The sequence below is a fragment of the Geodermatophilus sp. DF01-2 genome (assembly GCF_004571065.1).
GTDB lineage: Bacteria > Actinomycetota > Actinomycetes > Mycobacteriales > Geodermatophilaceae > Geodermatophilus.
Map to the genome: position 1 here is coordinate 35,085 of NZ_SPQN01000017.1, position 16,662 is coordinate 51,746.

The window sequence follows — 16,662 nt, forward strand, 5'->3', positions numbered from 1 at the left end:
CCGCCTACCGGACCCCGGTCGACCGCCCGCGGTCGCGGGCCCGTTCCGGCACGGGGCGGCGGACCCGGCCCGGCAGCCGGTCGGCCAGCCGGTCCTGCAGGCCCCACCAGGTGACCCGTACCAACGCCTCTGCAACGATCGAGGCGCTCATCTTGCTCCGGCCGAAGGCTCGCTCGGTGAAGGTGATCGGTACCTCCACCACGCGAGCGCCCGCCCGGACCGCCCGCCAGATCCAGTCGACCTGGAAGCAGTAGCCCTGGCTGGCGACGTCGTCGAAGGGCAAGCGGTCGACCAGCTCCCCGCGTACGGCCCGGAAGCCGCCGGTGGCGTCGGCCAGCGGCAGCCGCAACGACCAGCGGGTCCACAGGTTCCCGGCGCGGGAGAGCAGCAGCCGATGCACCGGCCAGTCCTCCACGCGGCCGCCGGGCACGTAGCGGGACCCCAGCGCCAGGTCGGCCCCGTCCAGGGCGGCGAGCAGGTCGGGCAGTTGCTCGGGGCGGTGTGACCCGTCGGCGTCCATCTCGACCAGGACGTCGTAGCCGCGCGACCGGCCCCACCGGAACCCGGCGACGTAGGCCGGGCCGAGGCCGGACTTGGTGGTCCGCCGCAGGGCGTGCACCCGCGGGTCGAGGGTGGCCAGCTTCTCCGCGAGGTCCCCGGTGCCATCCGGCGACCCGTCGTCCACCACGAGGACGTGCGCGTCGGGGACGCTCGCGTGCAGCCGGTCGAGGATCGGCTCGAGATTCTCCACCTCGTCGTAGGTGGGTACGACGACCAGGACCCGCGACGGGCTCACGTCGCGCCCCGACCGGTGCTGCGGCGGGCGGCCCTACGGCGGCGCAGCGCCGGGCCGGCGACGGCGAGCAGCGCGCCGGCCCCGAGGGCGGTCAGCACCCACTCGGGCGCGGCGCCCACCCGCTCGGCGAGCGTCGTGGAGCCGCGCTGCGCGATGTCGGCGACGAACACGGCCGGCTCGAACAGGCCCGAGGCGGCGACGAGCGAGCCGTCGGGCGCGATGATGGCCGAGATGCCGCTGGTGGAGGCGAGGGCGACCGAACGGCCGAACTCCACCGCCCGCACCTGCGCCGCCGCCACCTGCTGCTCGCTCTCGTCGCTGTAGCCGAAGGTGGCGTTGTTGGTCTGGACGACGATCATCCCTGCTCCCGCCCGGACGACGTCACGGACCAGGCCGTCGTAGACGACCTCGAAGCAGATGACGTCGCCGACCCGCGCCCCGCCGATCTCCAGCAGGCCGACCTCGTCGCCGGCGGCGAAGTCGCGCCGCACCAGGTCCACCTTGTCGCTGAACAAACGGAAGAAGTCGCGGAACGGGATGTACTCGGCGAACGGGACCGGGTGGCGCTTGACGTAGGTGTCCCCGGGACCGGTCTCCGGGTCCCACACGATCGCGGTGTTGCTGATGAAGCGGCCCGGCCCCTCGACGACGGCGCCCACCAGGATCGGCGCGTCGATCGCCTCGGCGGCCCGGCTGATCTGGCGCGCGGCGTCGGCGTTCCGGTACGGGTCGATGTCGGAGCTGTTCTCCGGCCAGACGACGAAGTCGGGCTGGGGCTCCTCCCCCGCCGCGACCGTCTCGGCGAGCGCGACGGTCGCGGCGACGTGGTTGTCGAGGACCGCCCGACGCCGCTCGTTGAAGTCCAGACCGGGCTTGGGCACGTCGCCCTGGACGACCGCGACGGTGCGGGTCGGACCGCCGGCGGTGAGCGAGGAGCCGGGCAGCGGCAGCCAGGCCAGCCCGCCGAGCGCCGGAACGGCCAGCGCCCCGAGCGCGGTCAGGGCGGCGGCCCGCCGTCCCCCGGCGAGCAGGCGCAGCAGAGCGGCAGCCAGCAGCGTCCCGGTGAGGGCGACGGCGAAGCCGATCAGCGGCACGCCGCCGTACGCGGCGAACGCCAGGAACGGGCCCTCGGTCTGGCTGAAGCCCAGGCGGCCCCAGGGGAAGCCGCCGAACGGGAAGCGTCCGCGCAGAGCCTCCTGGGCCACCCACAGGGCCGCCGCCCACAGCGGCCACAGCGGCAGTCGGGACGTGGCGGCCGTCGCCGCACCGAGCAGGGCGACGAACAGCGCCTGCGACATCGCGAGGGCCAGCCAGGGGAGAGCACCGACGAAGATGCCGCTCCAGGACAGCAGCGGGGCGAAGAAGCACAGCCCGAAGACCAGGCCCAGCCAGGCTCCGGACCGGGCGCGCTGCCCGTGGACGGCCAGGGCGAGGGCCGCCGGGCCGAGGGGGGCCAGCAGCGGGAGGGAGTAGCCGGGAAAGGCCAGCAGGAGGAGCAGGCCGCCGGCCGCGGCCACCAGCGTGCGCCATGCCGCCTGTCCACCCGCCCGTCGGCGGCGGGTCGCGGAGGCCGGGCCGCTGGACTCCGCGGGCCGCTCGAGGATGCCGATCCCTGTCGCTGGCGGCACCCGTCGCCTCCCGTCCACCCGTGCGTCCGGGGCGCTCCCGGTCGCTGACCTGCCCCGAGCCGGTCGGACGGGGCCGCGGCCACCGGCCTGGTCGCCGGTGGTCCGCACTCCAGCATCCCACTCCCGGCACGGGGAGGCGGTCGTCGTCACGTGAGGACCTCCCGTCCGTGCCGGCACCCGGAATGCGCCGGCGACGGTCGCGGCTCCGGGCGCCGCACCCCGGGTCCGGCCGACCGGTCGCCGGCGGCGAGCGGCGGGTCGTCGTCCGGGTGTGCAGGGCCGGACGGACCTCCGCCGGGTGCCCGGTACGCGACCTCCCGGTCAGCCGCCGGCGCCCGGCCGCGTGACCGGGGAGCCGCGCGACCGGTCCCGAGGAACACGTGCCGGAGCCCCGGGGTGGAGCTGCAGGCACTGCGAGCAAGATGCGGCCGTGGCCGCGCCCTCCGCGGGCCACGTGGCGGACCGTGGCATCTTCGTCACTTCGCGCCGGGCAGCTCCGGGACGCCGCGCGTGCTCAGGGGGCGTCCGTCACGGGAGCGCCGCCCACCAGGAGCAGGCGGCAGGCCGGGCGGGTCCGCACGGCGAGGACGGTCGAGAGGGTGTCCGTCGTCGCCCACAGCGCCAGGTCGGCCGGGGCGCCGACGGCCAACGGACCCTGGGGATGCTCGGCGCCCACGACGTGCCAGCCGCCGTGGGTGGCGGCGTCGAAGGCGTCGAACGGCCGCAGCCCCGACGCCGGCGTGTGGTGGTCGACCGCCGCGTGCACCCCGCCCCAGGGGTCCAGGGGCGTGACCGGGGCGTCGCTGCCCAGCGCCAGGGCGACCCCGGCGTCGGCGAGGTCGGCGAACGGGTTGGTGGCCAGCGCCCGGTCGGCCCCGAGCCGCGCGGCGTACATCCCGGTGTCCCCGCCCCAGGCCGCGTCGAAGGCCGGCTGGACGCTGGCGACCATCCCCCAGTCGCGCATCCGCTCGACCGCCCCCGGGCCGGCCATCTCCACGTGCTCCAGCCGGTGCCGGCAGGCCCGCACCGCGCCCCGGCCGAGCTCGTCGACCACGGCCCCGACCGCGGTCAGCACCTGCTCGACGGCGGCGTCCCCGATGACGTGGAAGCCGGCCTGCACGCCGGCGAGGGTGCAGGCACGCACGTGCTCGACGAGGGACGCCGTCTCGAACCGGAGGTGGCCGGCGGTCTCGGGCCGGTCACTGTAGGGACTGCTCAGCGCGGCGGTGTGCGAGCCGAGTGCGCCGTCGCAGAACAGGTCTCCCCCGGCGCCAGCCAGGCCCAGCTCGCGCACCACGTCGAGGCCGCCGCGCTCGGACAGCTCGCCCCAGTAGCCGAGCACCTGGGGTCCGGGCCCGGCCGCGGCCAGCGCCAGCAGCCCGGCGAGGTCCGCCGACCCGGAGACCTCGGGGCCGGCCATCTCGTGCAGGCTGCCGATGCCCAGCGCGGCGGCCGCGGCCAGGGTGGCGCGCTGGGCAGCGGTGCGCTGGGCGACGTCCACGGCGGCGTAGGCGGCCTGCCGGGCCGCGTGGTGGGCGTCCAGGCGCAACCGGCCGTCGGGGGCGAAGCCGGGTAGCGCGGCGATGCCCGGGACCCGGTCCAGCAGCGCGGTGGAGACGGTGGCGGAGTGGACGTCGACCCGCGCCAGATAGGCCGGCCGGTCGCCGACGACGGCGTCCAGGTCCTGCCGGGTCAGCCCGCGGCCCTCCGGCCAGCCGGTCTCGTCCCACCCGGTAGCCAGCACGATGCCGCGCGGCACCGCCGCGGCGTGCGCCCGCACCGACGCGACGGCGTCCGCAAGGCTCAGGCTCGAGTACAGGTCGAGACCGGTGAGCGCCAGCCCCGTTGCCGTGGCGTGCACGTGGGCGTCCACGAACGCCGGGGTGAGCAGCGCCCCCTCCCCCGCGACGACCCGAGCGGCGGGCGGCGCCTCGGCGGCGTCGCCGAGCCACGCGATCCGGCCGTCCGCCACCAGCACGGCGCGACCGGCGCGGTCGCCCACCGTCACGTCGGTGACCAGCAGGCTGCCGGCCTCCTCGAGCACCGTCACGTGCGCCATCCCTCCCGCTCCGGACGCCGTCTGCGCCGACGAAGAACACCACGGGCTTCTCCGCGTCCGCGGCGCGGGTCCTGCGTCCGGTGGCCGCCGACCGCCCCCGGCGGTAGGCAGGACGGCGTGACGCCCGTCGGCGGGGAGCTGCGCAGCGCCCGGCTGCGACTGCGGCCCTGGACGACGTGCCGCGGCGACCTGTCCCGGTTGGCGGACCTCTACGGCCGGGAGGAGGTCACCCGCTGGCTGGGGGGCACGCCGTCGGTCCCCCCGGTCGAGCTCGTCGCCCGCTGGCGGGCCGTGGCCGAGGCCGAGGACCCGTTCGGCGTCTGGGCACTCGAGGTCGCCGGCTCCCGGACCGTCGCCGGCACGGTGCTGCTCAAGCCCCTGCCGGACGGCGTCGGCGAGGTCGAGGTCGGCTGGCACCTGCACCCGGACTCGTGGGGACGCGGGTACGCGACGGAGGCGGCGCGGACGGTCATCACCCGGGGCTTCGCGGCGGGCCTGCCGGAGGTTTACGCCGTCGTCCGGCCCGGCAACACCGCGTCGGTGGCGGTCTGCACCCGGTTGGGGATGGAGCTCCTGGGCCGGATGCGGCATTGGTACGACGTCGAGCTGGACGCCTTCCGGCTGATGGCGCCGGGGGTCGTCGAGTGAAGGACCCCGTCCTCCTCACCGTGGAAGGACCCCGCCCTCCCCACCCCTCGCACGCTCGGGGCGGGACCCGGGACGGGGCCGCGGCGAGCCTCTGGACGGGGCCGGCAGCGACTCAGCGGGACCGACGCCGGCGCACGAGCGCGCGGGCCCGCGTGAGCGGGCTCGCCTTCTGCCGGGTGCCGCGCACGTCGGAGGAGTCGAGCCGCTCGGCCTCCTCCGGCGTCGGCGCGGTGCCGCCGAGGTGGGCCGGCAGCCACCAGCGGTCCTCGGGGCCGGCCGGTTGCTGCGGGTAGGTGCGCTGCGCCTCGTCGACCAGCTCCTCCATCGCGGTCCGGATGCGCTGCAGCAGCTGCCGGGGCTTCTCTCCCGGCCCCGGGTGGATCGGCTCGCCGAGGACGACGGTGACCGCGACACCGCGCCGGAGGGCGACCGGGTGGTGCTTGGTGAACAGCCGGTGGCCGCCCCACACCGCCGCGGGGACGACCGGCACACCGGCGTCGACGGCCATCCGGGCCGCGCCGGCCTTGAGATCCTTGACCATGAAGCTGCTGCTGATGGTCGCCTCGGGGAAGACGCCGACGATCTCGCCGTCCTTCAGCGCCCGGACGGCGAGGTCGAACGCGGCCGCCCCGGCCTTGCGGTCGACCGGGATGTGGTGCATCGCCCGCATGAACGGCCCGGAGAACCCGTGGTGGAACACCGAGATCTTGGCCATGAAGCGGACCAGCCGGTGCCGCGGCAGCGCAGCCAGCCCGAGGAAGGTGAAGTCGAGGTAGCTGACGTGGTTGCTGCACACCACCGCGCCGCCCGACGTCGGCACGTGTTCGGCGCCACGGACGTCGAAGCGGAACCGCAGCAGCCGGAAGACGATGAGCGTCAGCCGGACGACGAGCCGGTAGGGACGGTCGCGGGGATCCGGGCGCCGGCCGAAGAGGTCCCGGCGGACGACGTCGCGCCAGCTGGCGGTGTACATGGCGGGACGATAACCGCCGTCCCTGGACGTCGCGCGCGGCCCGGGGTCACCGGTGGGTGGCCTCGACCGCTGCGCGGACCACCGCGGCCAGGTCGCCGGTCTCGGCGTGGACCCGGCGCTGGAACTGTGCCCCGGTGCCCCGTTCGAGGACCGTGGCGACGCCGTGGGCGACCCGCTCCTCGTCCCCGGCATCGGCCAGCGCCGGCCGGACGTGCTCCAGCAGCGCGGTCACGACCTCCGCGGCGGGCGCGGGGCGCCCCGTGGCGGGGTGCACCAGCTTCCCGGTGAGCCCGGAACGGCTGGCCCGCCAGGCGGCCATGCGCACGACCTCACCGCGGACCGCGGCTGCGGGCAGCCCGGCCCGCCACTCCCCTGCGGCGGTGTCCACCAGGCCGCGCACCAGGCCGGCCAGCGTGACGGCGTCCACGGCGTGCAGCGCGACGTCGGCGACCCGGACCTCGACGGTGGGCCAGCGCTCGGAGAGCCGGGCGTCGAAGTACACCATCCCGGTGTCGACGATCGTCTCCGTGGCGAGCAGTTCCCGGATCAGCCCGTGGTAGGTGGCGGCGTCGCCGAAGATCTCGTTGGGTCCGGACGACGGCCAGCGGTTCCACGCCTGGGCGCGGTAGCTGGCGTGCCGGCTGTCCTGTCCGAACCAGAACGGGGAGTTGGCGGTCAGCGCGGTGAGGACCGGCAGCCACACCCGGATCCGGTCCAGGACGGCCACGCCTTCCTCGTCGTCCTCGACCGAGACGTGCACGTGGCACCCGCAGGTCAGCTGCCCGACCGCGGTGAGCCCGAAGGTGTCGGCCATCTCCGTGTACCGCTCCCCCGGTGTGGTGAGCGGCTCGACGAGCACCGGAGAGCTGGCCAGGGCGGCGACCCGGGCGCCGACGTCCCGCGCGGCCGCGTCGGCCCGCTCGCGCCAGTGCCGCAGGTCGGCGGCGACCTCGTCCAGCGACGCGCAGACGCGGGTGCCGAACTCCAGCTGCTGCGCCTTGAGCTCGGGCACCAGCCGGGCCTGCGGGTCGCCGTCCCCGCTGTCGGCGACGTCCTCGTGTTCGACGACCGTCTCCCCCTCGCCACGTCGGGCGGCCGCCTCGAGGGCCGCCGGGCCCAGCGGCACGGGCCGTCCCGAGGGGTCGACGACCAGCAGTTCCTCCTCGACGCCCACGGTTCGCACGCCGACCAGGATCGTCAGTAGGTCGCGGTGCCGCGAGGCGAGCCGGTGGGACGTTGTCGTGCGGTTTCGGTGGTTGTGGTCTTTAGATGTCTGGATCGTTGTTGCTTAGTTGGTGATAACGGTAGAGTGACGTCATGGTCAACCGGTGGGAGCCGCCGCTGCCGGCGATGCCGGCGCCGGCTCCGGAGCGGGCCTGGCGCCGCCTTTCCGCACCTCAGGGCTACGAAATCCAGTGGCGCCGGCTGATCGACGCCGCGCTCGAGGTCGGCCTGGGACCGGACGAGCTCGCCGACGACGGCATGGACACGATCGCGGCCGCCCGTGGGTGGAAGCCGGCCACCGTCGCCCTGTACAGCAAGGTCGCCCGGTACGGCGGGATCGCGCTGCCGATGGTCCGCACCCCGGAGCCCGACCCGCAGACGCTGGAGCTGCGGCCGCTGTCGCAGCTCCGTTCCGAGGACCCCGAGCACCTGCGCACCGTGGCGTGGTGCGCGCTGGCCCTGGACTGGCCCGCCACCGTCGGCCAGTTCCGGGCGCTGCGCCGTGACCAGGTGCACCCGACAGCGCGCCGGGTGGTCGTCCGCACCGAGGACGGCGAGTGGTCGGTGCCCGGTGCACTCACCGCGTGGCACGCCTGGGAGGAGTGCCGGTCCCGCTTTCCCGCCCTCGCCGACAGCCCGTGGGTGCTACCGGCGCTGCGCCGCGGCCCGGGTCCGGCATCGGCCGTGGGCGCACAGCTGTCGACGCAGGCGCTGCAGGTGACGTTCGCCAAGCACGCCGTGCGGACGGCGCAGCACCTGCGCATGACCGCGCCACCGTCACGGCGCGAGCGGGCCGAAGCGCTGGCCGTGCAGTACCTGACCCTCTCCTACGACTCGTACCGCCGGCTGGCCCTCGCCGATGGCGCGGCGCCGGTGGCCCCTCGTGGCGCCGTGCGCGCGAAGCGCAGCGTCGCCCGGGCCGCACGCGCGGAAGCCGGCGGTTCCTCCTCCTGACGAGCTGTACGGCGGGCCGGTGTTCGTCGCTGTCGCTCGCGTTCTCGATTTGAGAGTTGGAGTTGTTGGGGATAACGGCAAGGTCAGGGCCGACGTCTCGTACGGGTCGGAGAAGGCGTCAGAGCAGCGTCAGCTGCTCGGCAGCCGGGCCGGCAACGGGCCGCTCCTGCCGGGGGCCCGTCCCGGTCCCCGCTGCGCGAGGCAGGCTGCCGGCCGGGAAGTCGCTGTCGCCGTCCCCCGGGATGCCGGCCGGGGCCGCATCGGCGTCGACGCCGCGGGCCTCTCCCCCGCCCTGCCGGTCCAGCCCGTACTGCTCCAGCAGCGGGGCCACCCGACCGGCCAGCCAGCGGCGGTACTCCGGCGCCACCGTGGCCCCGCGGCGGTAGAGCTGCTGGTAGCGCGGGACCAGCTGCGGGTGCTCACGGGCCAGCCAGGCGGAGAACCACTCCCGGGCACCGGGCCGCAGGTGCAGCGGGACGACGGTGACCCCCGTGGCCCCTGCCTCGGCGACCGCCCGCAGCGCGGCGTCGAGGTCGGCCCGGCGGTCGGTGAGCCCGGGCAGCACCGGGGCGAGGAACACCCCGCAGGACAGGCCGGCGTCGGTGATCGCCCGCACCAGTTCGAGGCGGGCCCGTGGGCTGGGGACGCCGGGCTCGAGCGAGGCGTGCAGCTCGTCGTCCCAGATGGCCAGGGAGACCCCGAGGCCGATCGGGACGTCGCGGGCGGCGGCGGCCAGCAGCGGGAGGTCCCGCCGCAGCAGGGTGCCCTTCGTCAGGATGGAGAACGGCGTCCCCGAGCCCGCCAGCGCCGAGATCACCCCGGGCATCAGTCGGTAGCGCCCCTCGGCCCGCTGGTAGGGATCGGTGTTGGTTCCCAGCGCGATGTGTTCGCGCCGCCACGAGGGCCGGGCCAGCTCGCGGCGCAGCACGTCGACCAGGTTCGTCTTCACGACCACCTGGCTGTCGAAGTCCCGCCCGGCGTCGAAGCCGAGCCATTCGTGACTGCCCCGCGCGTAGCAGTAGGTACACGAATGACTACAGCCCCGGTAGGGGTTGATCGTCCAGCGGAACGGCATGGGCGAGCCTGCGGGCACCGCGTTCAACGCACTCTTGCTGCGGACCTCGTGGAAGGTCAGCCCGGGGAACTCCGGCACCTGGACGCTGCGCAGCAGACCCCGCATCGTCGGCATGCCGGGCAGCGTCGTCGACTCGTCGGCATCCAGCCGCTGCGTATCCCACCGCATGACGACGATCCGAACACACGTTCGATGCGGTGTCCAGGCGGGTCCTACAACGGTGGGCGGTCCTCGTAGGAGGTGGAGAGCACCACCGTGGTCCGCGTGCTCACGTTGGCCGTCTGCCGGATCTTGCTCAGCAGCGCCTCGAGGGCGTCGGTCGAGGACGTCCGCACCTTGAGCAGGTAGCTCTCCACCCCGGCCACCGCGTGGCACGCCTCGATCTCGGGCAGGTGGGCCAGGAGCCCCGGCGCGTCGTCGGCCTGGGAGACGTCGATCGGTGTGATGGCCACGAAGGCGGTGAGCCCCAGGCCGAGCGCCCGGGCGTCGAGCTTGGCGTGGTAGCCGGTGATCAGCCCGCGCTGTTCCAGCCGGCGCACCCGCTGGTGCACCGCCGACACCGACAGGCCCACCCGCTCGGCGAGCTCGGTGTAGCTGGCGCGGCCGTCGCGGGCCAGGGCGGCCAGCAGCGACCGGTCGACGTCGCCGGAGGTCGCGGGGGCGGCGGGGTTGGACCCACCTGCCTCAGCCGGGGAGGACGACGAGCTCACGGGGGCCCTCGTTGAGCGCCGCGACGCCGTCGTCGGTGCAGACGACGATGTCCTCGATGCGGGCGCCACAGCGGTCCGGCAGGTAGATGCCCGGTTCGACGGAGAAGGCCATCCCCGGCTCCAGCGGCAGGTCGTTGCCGGCCACGATGTAGGGCGCCTCGTGGGTGTCCAGCCCGATGCCGTGCCCGGTGCGGTGGATGAAGTACTCGCCCCACCCGCCCGCGGCGATCACGTCGCGGGCGGCGGCGTCGACCTGCTCGGCGGTCACCCCGGGGCGGACCGCGGCGGTGGCGGCGCGCTGCGCCTCCTGCAGGACGGCGTACCACTCGGCGACCTCGGCACCCGGTGCGCGACCGACCGCGTAGGTGCGGGTGCAGTCCGACCGGTAGCCGGCGGCGGTCTCCCCGCCGATGTCGACCACCACGAGGTCGCCGTCCTGCACCACCCGGCCGGAGAGCTCGTGGTGCGGGCTGGCGCCGTTGGGCCCGGACCCGACGATCGTGAAGTCGACCGACACGTGGCCCTCGGCGAGGATCGCCGCGGCGATGTCGGCCCCCACCTCGGCCTCGCTGCGCCCGACCCGCAGCCACTCCCCCATGCGCGCGTGCACCCGGTCGATCGCCGCGCCGGCCACGGCGAGCTCGGCCACCTCGGCCGGCGTCTTCACCATCCGCAGCCGGTCGACCACCGGGCTCGCCAACTCCAGCGCCGCGCCGGCCAGCGCACGCTGGACACCCAGGGCGTGCAGCGCCCAGGTGCGGTCGCCGACGGCCACCCGCGCCGGGGCCGACCCCAGCCGAGCGGTCGCCGCCCGGCCGAGCAGCGCGAACGGGTCGTCGGTCTCGTCCCACGCCAGCACCTCCAGGTCCAGCACCCCGGCCGGGCTGGCACCGACCATCGGTGCCTCCAGCCGGGGGACGACGAGGAACGGCTCGCCCTGACGCGGCACGGCCAGCGCGGTGAGCCGCTCCATCGCGTGGGCGTCGTAGCCGCACAGGTAGCGCAGGTCCGAGCCCGGTGTGACGACGAGCAGGTCGACACCGAGCTCCGCGGCGACCCCGCGCGCGGCGTGCACGCGATCGAGGGTCACCAGCGGCGCAGAGGCCGTCGGAGCGGCGGTCGGGTCGGTCACGATCGGAGCCTAACCAGCGCCGACGACGAGCACCCCCGGCCGTTACCGTCCCGAGTCGTGACCACGATGCTGCTGGACGCCGCGAGCCTCTACTTCCGCGCGTTCTACGGTGTGCCGACCAGCATCACCTCGCCCGACGGACGCCCGGTCAACGCCGTCCGCGGCTTCCTGGACATGACCGCCCGGCTGCTCACCGCCCACTCCCCCGACCGGCTGGTGGCTTGCTGGGACGACGACTGGCGGCCGGCCTTCCGGGTGGCGGCGCTGCCGTCCTACAAGGCGCACCGGCTGGCCCCGGACGGCACCGAGGAGGTGGTGCCCGCCGAGCTGGGCCCGCAGGTGCCGGTGCTGGCCGACGTGCTCGCCGCGGCCGGGATCGCCCGGGTCGGCGCCCCCGCCTACGAGGCCGACGACGTCATCGGCACGCTGGCCACCCGCGCGTGCGGCCCGGTCGACGTGGTCACCGGCGACCGCGACCTGTTCCAGCTGGTGGACGACGAGCGTGACATCCGCGTGCTCTACACCGCCCGCGGGATCACCGACCTCGAGCTGGTCGACGAGGCGGCGGTGACCGCGAAGTACGGCATCCCGGGCCGGGCCTACGCCGACTTCGCCGTCCTCCGGGGCGACCCCAGCGACGGCCTGCCCGGCGTGGCCGGCGTCGGCGCGAAGACGGCGGCGGCGCTGATCACCGAGTTCGGCGACCTGGCCGGCATCCGGGAGGCGGTCGCGCACACCGTCGTCCCGAAGCCGCCGCTCACCGCCGGCGTCCTCAGGAAGCTGCACGCCGGCGCGGACTACCTCGACGCCGCGCCGGTGGTGGTGGCCGTCGCCCGTGACCTCGACCTGCCGGCCGTGGAGGGCGCGCTGCCCCGCCGGCCGGCCGACCCGGGTGCGCTCGCCGCGCTGGCCACCGCCCACGGCATCGAGTCGTCGGTCAAGCGGCTGGGCGCCGCCCTGGGCTGGCCGCAGGACGCGCTGGCCTGACGGCGCTCACACCTCTTCCCAGGTGTAGGAGGCGGTCACCTCGTCGGTGATGACGATGCGGAGGGTGACCTCCTCGCCGTCGGCGGTGGTGCCGGTGCACTCGTAGTCCGCCCCCTGCTCGACGGTCATCTCGTCGTCGCAGGACAGGTCGACCGCCACGCCCTCGACCTGCTCGAACTGCTCGGCCACGTCGTCCTCGACGGCACCGGTGTCCAGCACGGTGTCGCCGAGGAGTCGGGCGAGCACGACCGCGACGACCAGGAGCACGGCCGGGACGACGATGCCCGCGGCCAGTCCCGTCCGCGACCGCCGCGGCGGGGCCGGCGGCCCGTACGGCGGCTGGCCGCCCCATGGCTGCCCGTACAGCTGCTGCCCGTGGGCCGGTTGCCCGCCCCACGGCTGCCCGTAGGTCGGCTGCCCGTAGGTCGGCTGACCGGCGCCCGGCCGGCCGCTCCACGGCTGGCTGTACTGCGGGGGCGGCGGGCCGTACGGAGGCTGACCGCCGTACGGCCCCGACTGCTGCGGCCACGGCTGCTGTGGCCGGTACGGGCCGGGCTGGTCGCCCTGCGGTGGGTTGGTCATCGTCGCTCCCGCTCGAGGGTCCCTGGGGCCGCGGGATCTGCCGCTCCGGAGCCGGGTCGATTGTGCCCCGGCCGCCGGCTCAGCCGCCGACGGCCACCGCCACCACGCCGCGCCGCACCCGCTCCACCGCCGTCCGGGCCGTCGTCGCGAGCGGGCCCTCGGCCACCTTGGCCACCTGGTCGAGCAGGTCGACCAGCTGCCGGGCCCAGCGCACGAAGTCCCCGCCGGAGAGCTCGGTGCCGGCCTGCTCGGCGCCGGCCAGGACCCGGTCCAGGCTCTGCCCGTCGGCCCAGCGGTAGGCCGCCCAGGCGAAGCCGAGGTCCAGGTCGCGGGAGGCCGGCACGCCGTGGTCGAGCTCGACGTCCTGCAGCCGCGACCGGATCCGCCGCATCTCCGCGATCGCGGCGGCGACCTTGCCGGCCGGCACGGCGGGCTGGCCCGGCATCTCCCGCCGGGCCTCGAACACCAGCGGAGAGACGGCGGCGGCGAGCTCGGCCGGGGTCAGCCCGCGCCACACCGCCGAGCGCAGGCACTCGGCGACGAGCAGGTCGGCCTCCGACCAGATGCGCGCCAGCCGCCGGCCGTCACCGGTGATCACCGGGGCCACGTCGGCGACCTCGCGGTCCACCGGATCCTCGCCCTCGGCGACGGCCGGAGCCGCGGGATCGGGCACCAAGTAGCCGAGCTCCTCGAGCACGTCGCAGGTGCGGTCGAACTGGCGGGTGAGCGACCCGGTGCGCTCGGCCATCCGCCGGTGGGTGGCCTCCGCCTCCCGGGTCGCGCGCAACCAGCGCTCGGCGGCGCGCACCCGCTCCTCCCGGTCGGGCAGGGAGTGCACCGGGTGGGCCCGCAGCGCCCGGCGCAGGTCGTGCAGCACCGGGTCGTCTGCGGCCGCGGAGCGCTGCTTGACCCGACGGGCCCCGAGCTCATGCTCGACGCGGGCGTTGCGCAGCGTGGCGGCCAGGTCGCGGCGGGCGTGCGGGCTGCGGTGGTTGAAGTTCCTCGGCACGCGGACCCGGGCGAGCGCGGTGACCGGCGTCGGGAAGTCGATCGTGCCGAGGCGGCCGGCCCACTTGTCCTCGGTGACCACCAGCGGGCGCGGTTCGGCAGTCCCGCCGATACCGCTGTCGGTCACCCCGGCGTCGAGGACGACGGCCAGCCCCTGCCGCCGCCCCGACGGCACCCGGATCACGTCGCCGGGGCGCAGCGCGGCCAGCGCGTCGGCCGCCTCCATCCGGCGCTTGGCCTGCGAGTCGCGGGAGAGTTCCTTCTCCCGGTCGGCGATCTCCTGGCGCAGCCGCGCGTACCCGGCGACGTCGCCTCCCTCCGAGTGCATCTCGGCGGCCCAGCGTTCCGCGTCCTTCTCGTGCCGGGCCGCCGCGCGGGCCAGCCCGACGACCGAGCGGTCGGCCTGGAACTGGGCGAACGAGGAGGCCAGCAGCTCGCGGGCGCGCGCCCGGCCGAACGAGCTGACCAAGTTGACCGCCATGTTGTAGCTGGGCCGGAAGCTGGAGCGCAGCGGATAGGTGCGGGTGCTGGCCAGCCCGGCGACGACGGAGGGATCCATGCCCGGCGCCCAGACCACGACGGCGTGCCCCTCGACGTCGATGCCACGCCGTCCGGCCCGGCCGGTGAGCTGGGTGTACTCCCCCGGCGTCACGTCGACGTGCGCCTCGCCGTTCCACTTCACCAGCCGCTCGAGGACGACGGTGCGCGCCGGCATGTTGATGCCCAGGGCGAGGGTCTCGGTGGCGAACACGGCCTTGACCAGGCCGCGGACGAAGCACTCCTCGACGGTCTCCTTGAACGCCGGGACCAGGCCGGCGTGGTGCGCGGCCAGCCCGGCCAGCAGCCCCTCGCGCCACTCCCAGAAGCCGAGGACGTGCAGGTCCTCCTCCGGCAGGGAGCCGGTGCGCTCGTCGACGATCGCGGCGATCTCCGAGCGCTCGTGCTCGTCGGTCAGCCGTAGCCCGGACCGCAGGCACTGGTCGACCGCGGCGTCGCAGCCGTTGCGGCTGAACACGAAGGTGATCGCCGGCAGCAGGCCGGAGCGGTCGAGCCGCTCAATGACGTCGGGGCGCGCCGGCGGCCTGTAGCGCGGCTTGTGCGAGAAGCCGCGCCGAGGCCCGCCGTCCCACCCCTCGATCCGCCGCTCGTACTCGCGCACGTAGCGGACCAGCTCCGGGTCGACGACGCTGGCGCCCCGCTCGCGGGTGGACTGCCCCCGCGGCGTCCCGCCCTGCTCGGCGGCGTGCGCGGCCGGGCGGAGGCTGAACAGGTCGAACACCCGGTTGCCGACCAGCATGTGCTGCCACAGCGGGATCGGCCGGACCTCGCTGACCACGACTTTCGTGTGACCGCGGACGGTGACCAGCCAGTCGGCGAACTCCTCGGCGTTGCTCACCGTCGCGGACAGCGACACCAGGGTCACCGACTGCGGGAGGTGGATGATCACCTCCTCCCACACCGCGCCGCGGAAGCGGTCGGCGAGGTAGTGCACCTCGTCCATCACCACGTAGCCGAGCCCGGCGATCGCCGGCGACTCCGCGTAGAGCATGTTGCGCAGCACCTCGGTGGTCATCACGACCACGGGCGCGTCGCCGTTGATGGCGTTGTCCCCGGTGAGCAGGCCGACCTTCGCCTCGCCGTAGCGGTCGACCAAATCGTTGTACTTCTGGTTGGACAGCGCCTTGATCGGTGTCGTGTAGAACGCCTTGCGTCCCTCGGCCAGCGCCTTGTGGACGGCGAACTCGCCGACGACGGTCTTGCCGGCGCCGGTCGGGGCGCAGACCAGGACGCCGGCGCCCTCGTCCAGGGCCTCGCAGGCCTCCACCTGGAACGGGTCGAGGGAGAAGCCGAGCTCCGCCGTGAAGTCGGCCAGTGCGGGGTGGGCGCTGCGCCGCCGGGCAGCCGCGTACCGCTCAGCGGGGCTGGACATGCCTTCACGTTAGGCGTGTTACTCGTTCTCGGCGCGAGCGTCTTTCTTCGTGGCCATAGTTAGGGATAACGGCAACAGCGATACCCGGCGGGCCCCAATGATCAGCTCACCTGATCATTCTCGGTCCGGGCTCACGACCAGTGGTGAGCCCGGACCCGGAACGGTGATCCCAGCTGATCGTCGCGGGACGATTTCAGCGGGTGGCGCCGACGACGCGCAGCGCGCCGGGCACGCATACGCTGACGGCCGGCAGCGACGCGACCGGCTCGCCGTCGGCGTAGGTGGAGAGCCCCTCCCCCACCAGCTCCACCCGGCCGGCACGGTGCACGGTGACCGCGGCGTGCTCCACGTGCGTGCCGGCGGTCAGCCGCGGGCGGGTGCGCACCAGCTCCCGCCGGCTGACCGGGCCGACGACGGTGACGTCGAACGCCCCGTCGGCGGGGTCGGCGGCCGGGCAGACCCGCATCCCGCCGCCGTACCAGGACGTGTTGCCGACGGCGACCAGCGTCGCCGCGAGGGTCCACGGCTCGCCGTCGAGGGTCAGGGTGAGCTCGCGGGGCCGCAGTCGGGCCAGCTCGGCGAGGATCGCCACGTCGTAGCGGCGCGGCCCGCGAGGCCAGCGCAGCCGGTTGGCGCGGTCGGTCACCGCGGAGTCGAACCCGCAGCAGAGCACCGTCGACCACCAGCGGTCGCCGGTGCGGCCGGCGTCGAGCGTGCGCACCTGCCCGGCCAGCAGATCTGCGGCGGCCGCCTCGGCCGCGGTCGCCGGGTCGGCCGGCACCCCCAGGGCGAGCGCGAGGTCGTTACCGGTGCCGGCCGGGACGACGGCCAGCGGGGTGCCCGTCCCGGCCACCGCCTGCAGGCCTGCATGCGCCGCGCCGTCCCCACCGACGGCGACGACCGCGCCGGTGCCGTCGGCGACCGCCGCGGCGGCCTCCCGCTCGGCCGCGGAGATC

General features: G+C 75.4%; 14 protein-coding genes. 3 read left to right on the top strand and 11 right to left on the bottom strand.

Annotation, left to right across the window (positions count from 1 at the left end; genetic code table 11):
* Positions 1-4: 4 nt before the first annotated feature.
* From E4P41_RS07395 to E4P41_RS07405, 3 genes are all read right to left on the bottom strand, one after another.
* Positions 5-796, bottom strand: a complete 792-nt coding sequence (locus E4P41_RS07395) for a polyprenol monophosphomannose synthase (protein ID WP_135140256.1) — start codon at positions 794-796, stop codon at positions 5-7.
* Entirely contained in the window at positions 793-2,424 is a 1,632-nt protein-coding gene (lnt, locus tag E4P41_RS07400) for an apolipoprotein N-acyltransferase (protein ID WP_135140257.1), read from the bottom strand. The genes E4P41_RS07395 and lnt overlap by 4 nt, the downstream gene beginning before the upstream one ends.
* 514 nt (positions 2,425-2,938) lie before the next feature.
* Positions 2,939-4,483: an amidohydrolase family protein gene (locus E4P41_RS07405; RefSeq protein ID WP_135140258.1), complete on the bottom strand. Its 1,545-nt coding sequence runs from the start codon at positions 4,481-4,483 to the stop codon at positions 2,939-2,941.
* Positions 4,484-4,600: 117 nt separating this feature from the next.
* On the opposite strand from E4P41_RS07405, the gene E4P41_RS07410 reads away from it, so the two are divergent.
* A complete protein-coding gene (locus tag E4P41_RS07410; protein ID WP_135140259.1) occupies positions 4,601-5,131 on the top strand; it encodes a GNAT family N-acetyltransferase in 531 nt (176 codons plus the stop codon).
* A 112-nt stretch (positions 5,132-5,243) separates the two neighbouring features.
* Here E4P41_RS07410 and E4P41_RS07415 read toward each other — a convergent pair whose 3' ends face one another.
* Positions 5,244-6,104, bottom strand: a complete 861-nt coding sequence (locus E4P41_RS07415) for a lysophospholipid acyltransferase family protein (RefSeq protein WP_135140260.1) — start codon at positions 6,102-6,104, stop codon at positions 5,244-5,246.
* Positions 6,105-6,150: 46 nt separating this feature from the next.
* Entirely contained in the window at positions 6,151-7,287 is a 1,137-nt protein-coding gene (locus E4P41_RS07420) for a glutamate--cysteine ligase (protein ID WP_245177165.1), read from the bottom strand.
* Positions 7,288-7,421: 134 nt separating this feature from the next.
* Here E4P41_RS07420 and E4P41_RS07425 point away from each other — a divergent pair, with 134 nt between their 5' ends.
* On the top strand, positions 7,422-8,282 hold the full coding sequence (locus tag E4P41_RS07425) for a hypothetical protein (protein WP_135140262.1): 861 nt from the start codon (positions 7,422-7,424) through the stop codon (positions 8,280-8,282).
* A 118-nt stretch (positions 8,283-8,400) separates the two neighbouring features.
* On the opposite strand, the gene E4P41_RS07430 is transcribed toward E4P41_RS07425, so the two are convergent.
* Genes E4P41_RS07430 through E4P41_RS07440 form a run of 3 tightly spaced genes read right to left on the bottom strand, consistent with a single transcriptional unit; the run spans position 8,401 to position 11,199 of the window.
* On the bottom strand, positions 8,401-9,525 hold the full coding sequence (locus E4P41_RS07430) for an Rv2578c family radical SAM protein (RefSeq protein ID WP_135140263.1): 1,125 nt from the start codon (positions 9,523-9,525) through the stop codon (positions 8,401-8,403).
* A gap of 44 nt (positions 9,526-9,569) precedes the next feature.
* The gene (locus E4P41_RS07435) at positions 9,570-10,067 is read right to left on the bottom strand and encodes an Lrp/AsnC family transcriptional regulator (protein ID WP_135140264.1); all 498 of its coding nucleotides are present in this window, start codon (positions 10,065-10,067) and stop codon (positions 9,570-9,572) included.
* A complete protein-coding gene (locus tag E4P41_RS07440) occupies positions 10,042-11,199 on the bottom strand; it encodes a Xaa-Pro peptidase family protein (protein ID WP_245177166.1) in 1,158 nt (385 codons plus the stop codon). The genes E4P41_RS07435 and E4P41_RS07440 overlap by 26 nt, the downstream gene beginning before the upstream one ends.
* A gap of 66 nt (positions 11,200-11,265) precedes the next feature.
* On the opposite strand from E4P41_RS07440, the gene E4P41_RS07445 reads away from it, so the two are divergent.
* A complete protein-coding gene (locus E4P41_RS07445; protein ID WP_135140273.1) occupies positions 11,266-12,186 on the top strand; it encodes a 5'-3' exonuclease in 921 nt (306 codons plus the stop codon).
* 6 nt (positions 12,187-12,192) lie between these two features.
* Here E4P41_RS07445 and E4P41_RS07450 read toward each other — a convergent pair whose 3' ends face one another.
* The 3 genes from E4P41_RS07450 to E4P41_RS07460 form a co-directional block, all read right to left on the bottom strand.
* Positions 12,193-12,768: a DUF4333 domain-containing protein gene (locus E4P41_RS07450; RefSeq protein ID WP_135140265.1), complete on the bottom strand. Its 576-nt coding sequence runs from the start codon at positions 12,766-12,768 to the stop codon at positions 12,193-12,195.
* Positions 12,769-12,847: 79 nt separating this feature from the next.
* On the bottom strand, positions 12,848-15,706 hold the full coding sequence (locus E4P41_RS07455) for a DEAD/DEAH box helicase (RefSeq protein WP_135140266.1): 2,859 nt from the start codon (positions 15,704-15,706) through the stop codon (positions 12,848-12,850).
* A gap of 193 nt (positions 15,707-15,899) precedes the next feature.
* Positions 15,900-16,662, bottom strand: a 763-nt coding sequence (locus tag E4P41_RS07460) for a diacylglycerol kinase family protein (RefSeq protein WP_135140267.1), incomplete at its 5' end; no start/stop codon positions are given.

Coding starts and splice junctions, on each gene's coding strand:
- E4P41_RS07405 (WP_135140258.1), bottom strand. CDS start 4,483: ATGGCGCACGTGACGGTGCTCGAGGAGGCCGGCAGCCTGCTGGTCACC.
- E4P41_RS07415 (WP_135140260.1), bottom strand. CDS start 6,104: ATGTACACCGCCAGCTGGCGCGACGTCGTCCGCCGGGACCTCTTCGGC.
- E4P41_RS07425 (WP_135140262.1), top strand. CDS start 7,422: ATGGTCAACCGGTGGGAGCCGCCGCTGCCGGCGATGCCGGCGCCGGCT.
- E4P41_RS07430 (WP_135140263.1), bottom strand. CDS start 9,525: ATGCGGTGGGATACGCAGCGGCTGGATGCCGACGAGTCGACGACGCTG.
- E4P41_RS07445 (WP_135140273.1), top strand. CDS start 11,266: ATGCTGCTGGACGCCGCGAGCCTCTACTTCCGCGCGTTCTACGGTGTG.
- E4P41_RS07450 (WP_135140265.1), bottom strand. CDS start 12,768: ATGACCAACCCACCGCAGGGCGACCAGCCCGGCCCGTACCGGCCACAG.
- E4P41_RS07455 (WP_135140266.1), bottom strand. CDS start 15,706: ATGTCCAGCCCCGCTGAGCGGTACGCGGCTGCCCGGCGGCGCAGCGCC.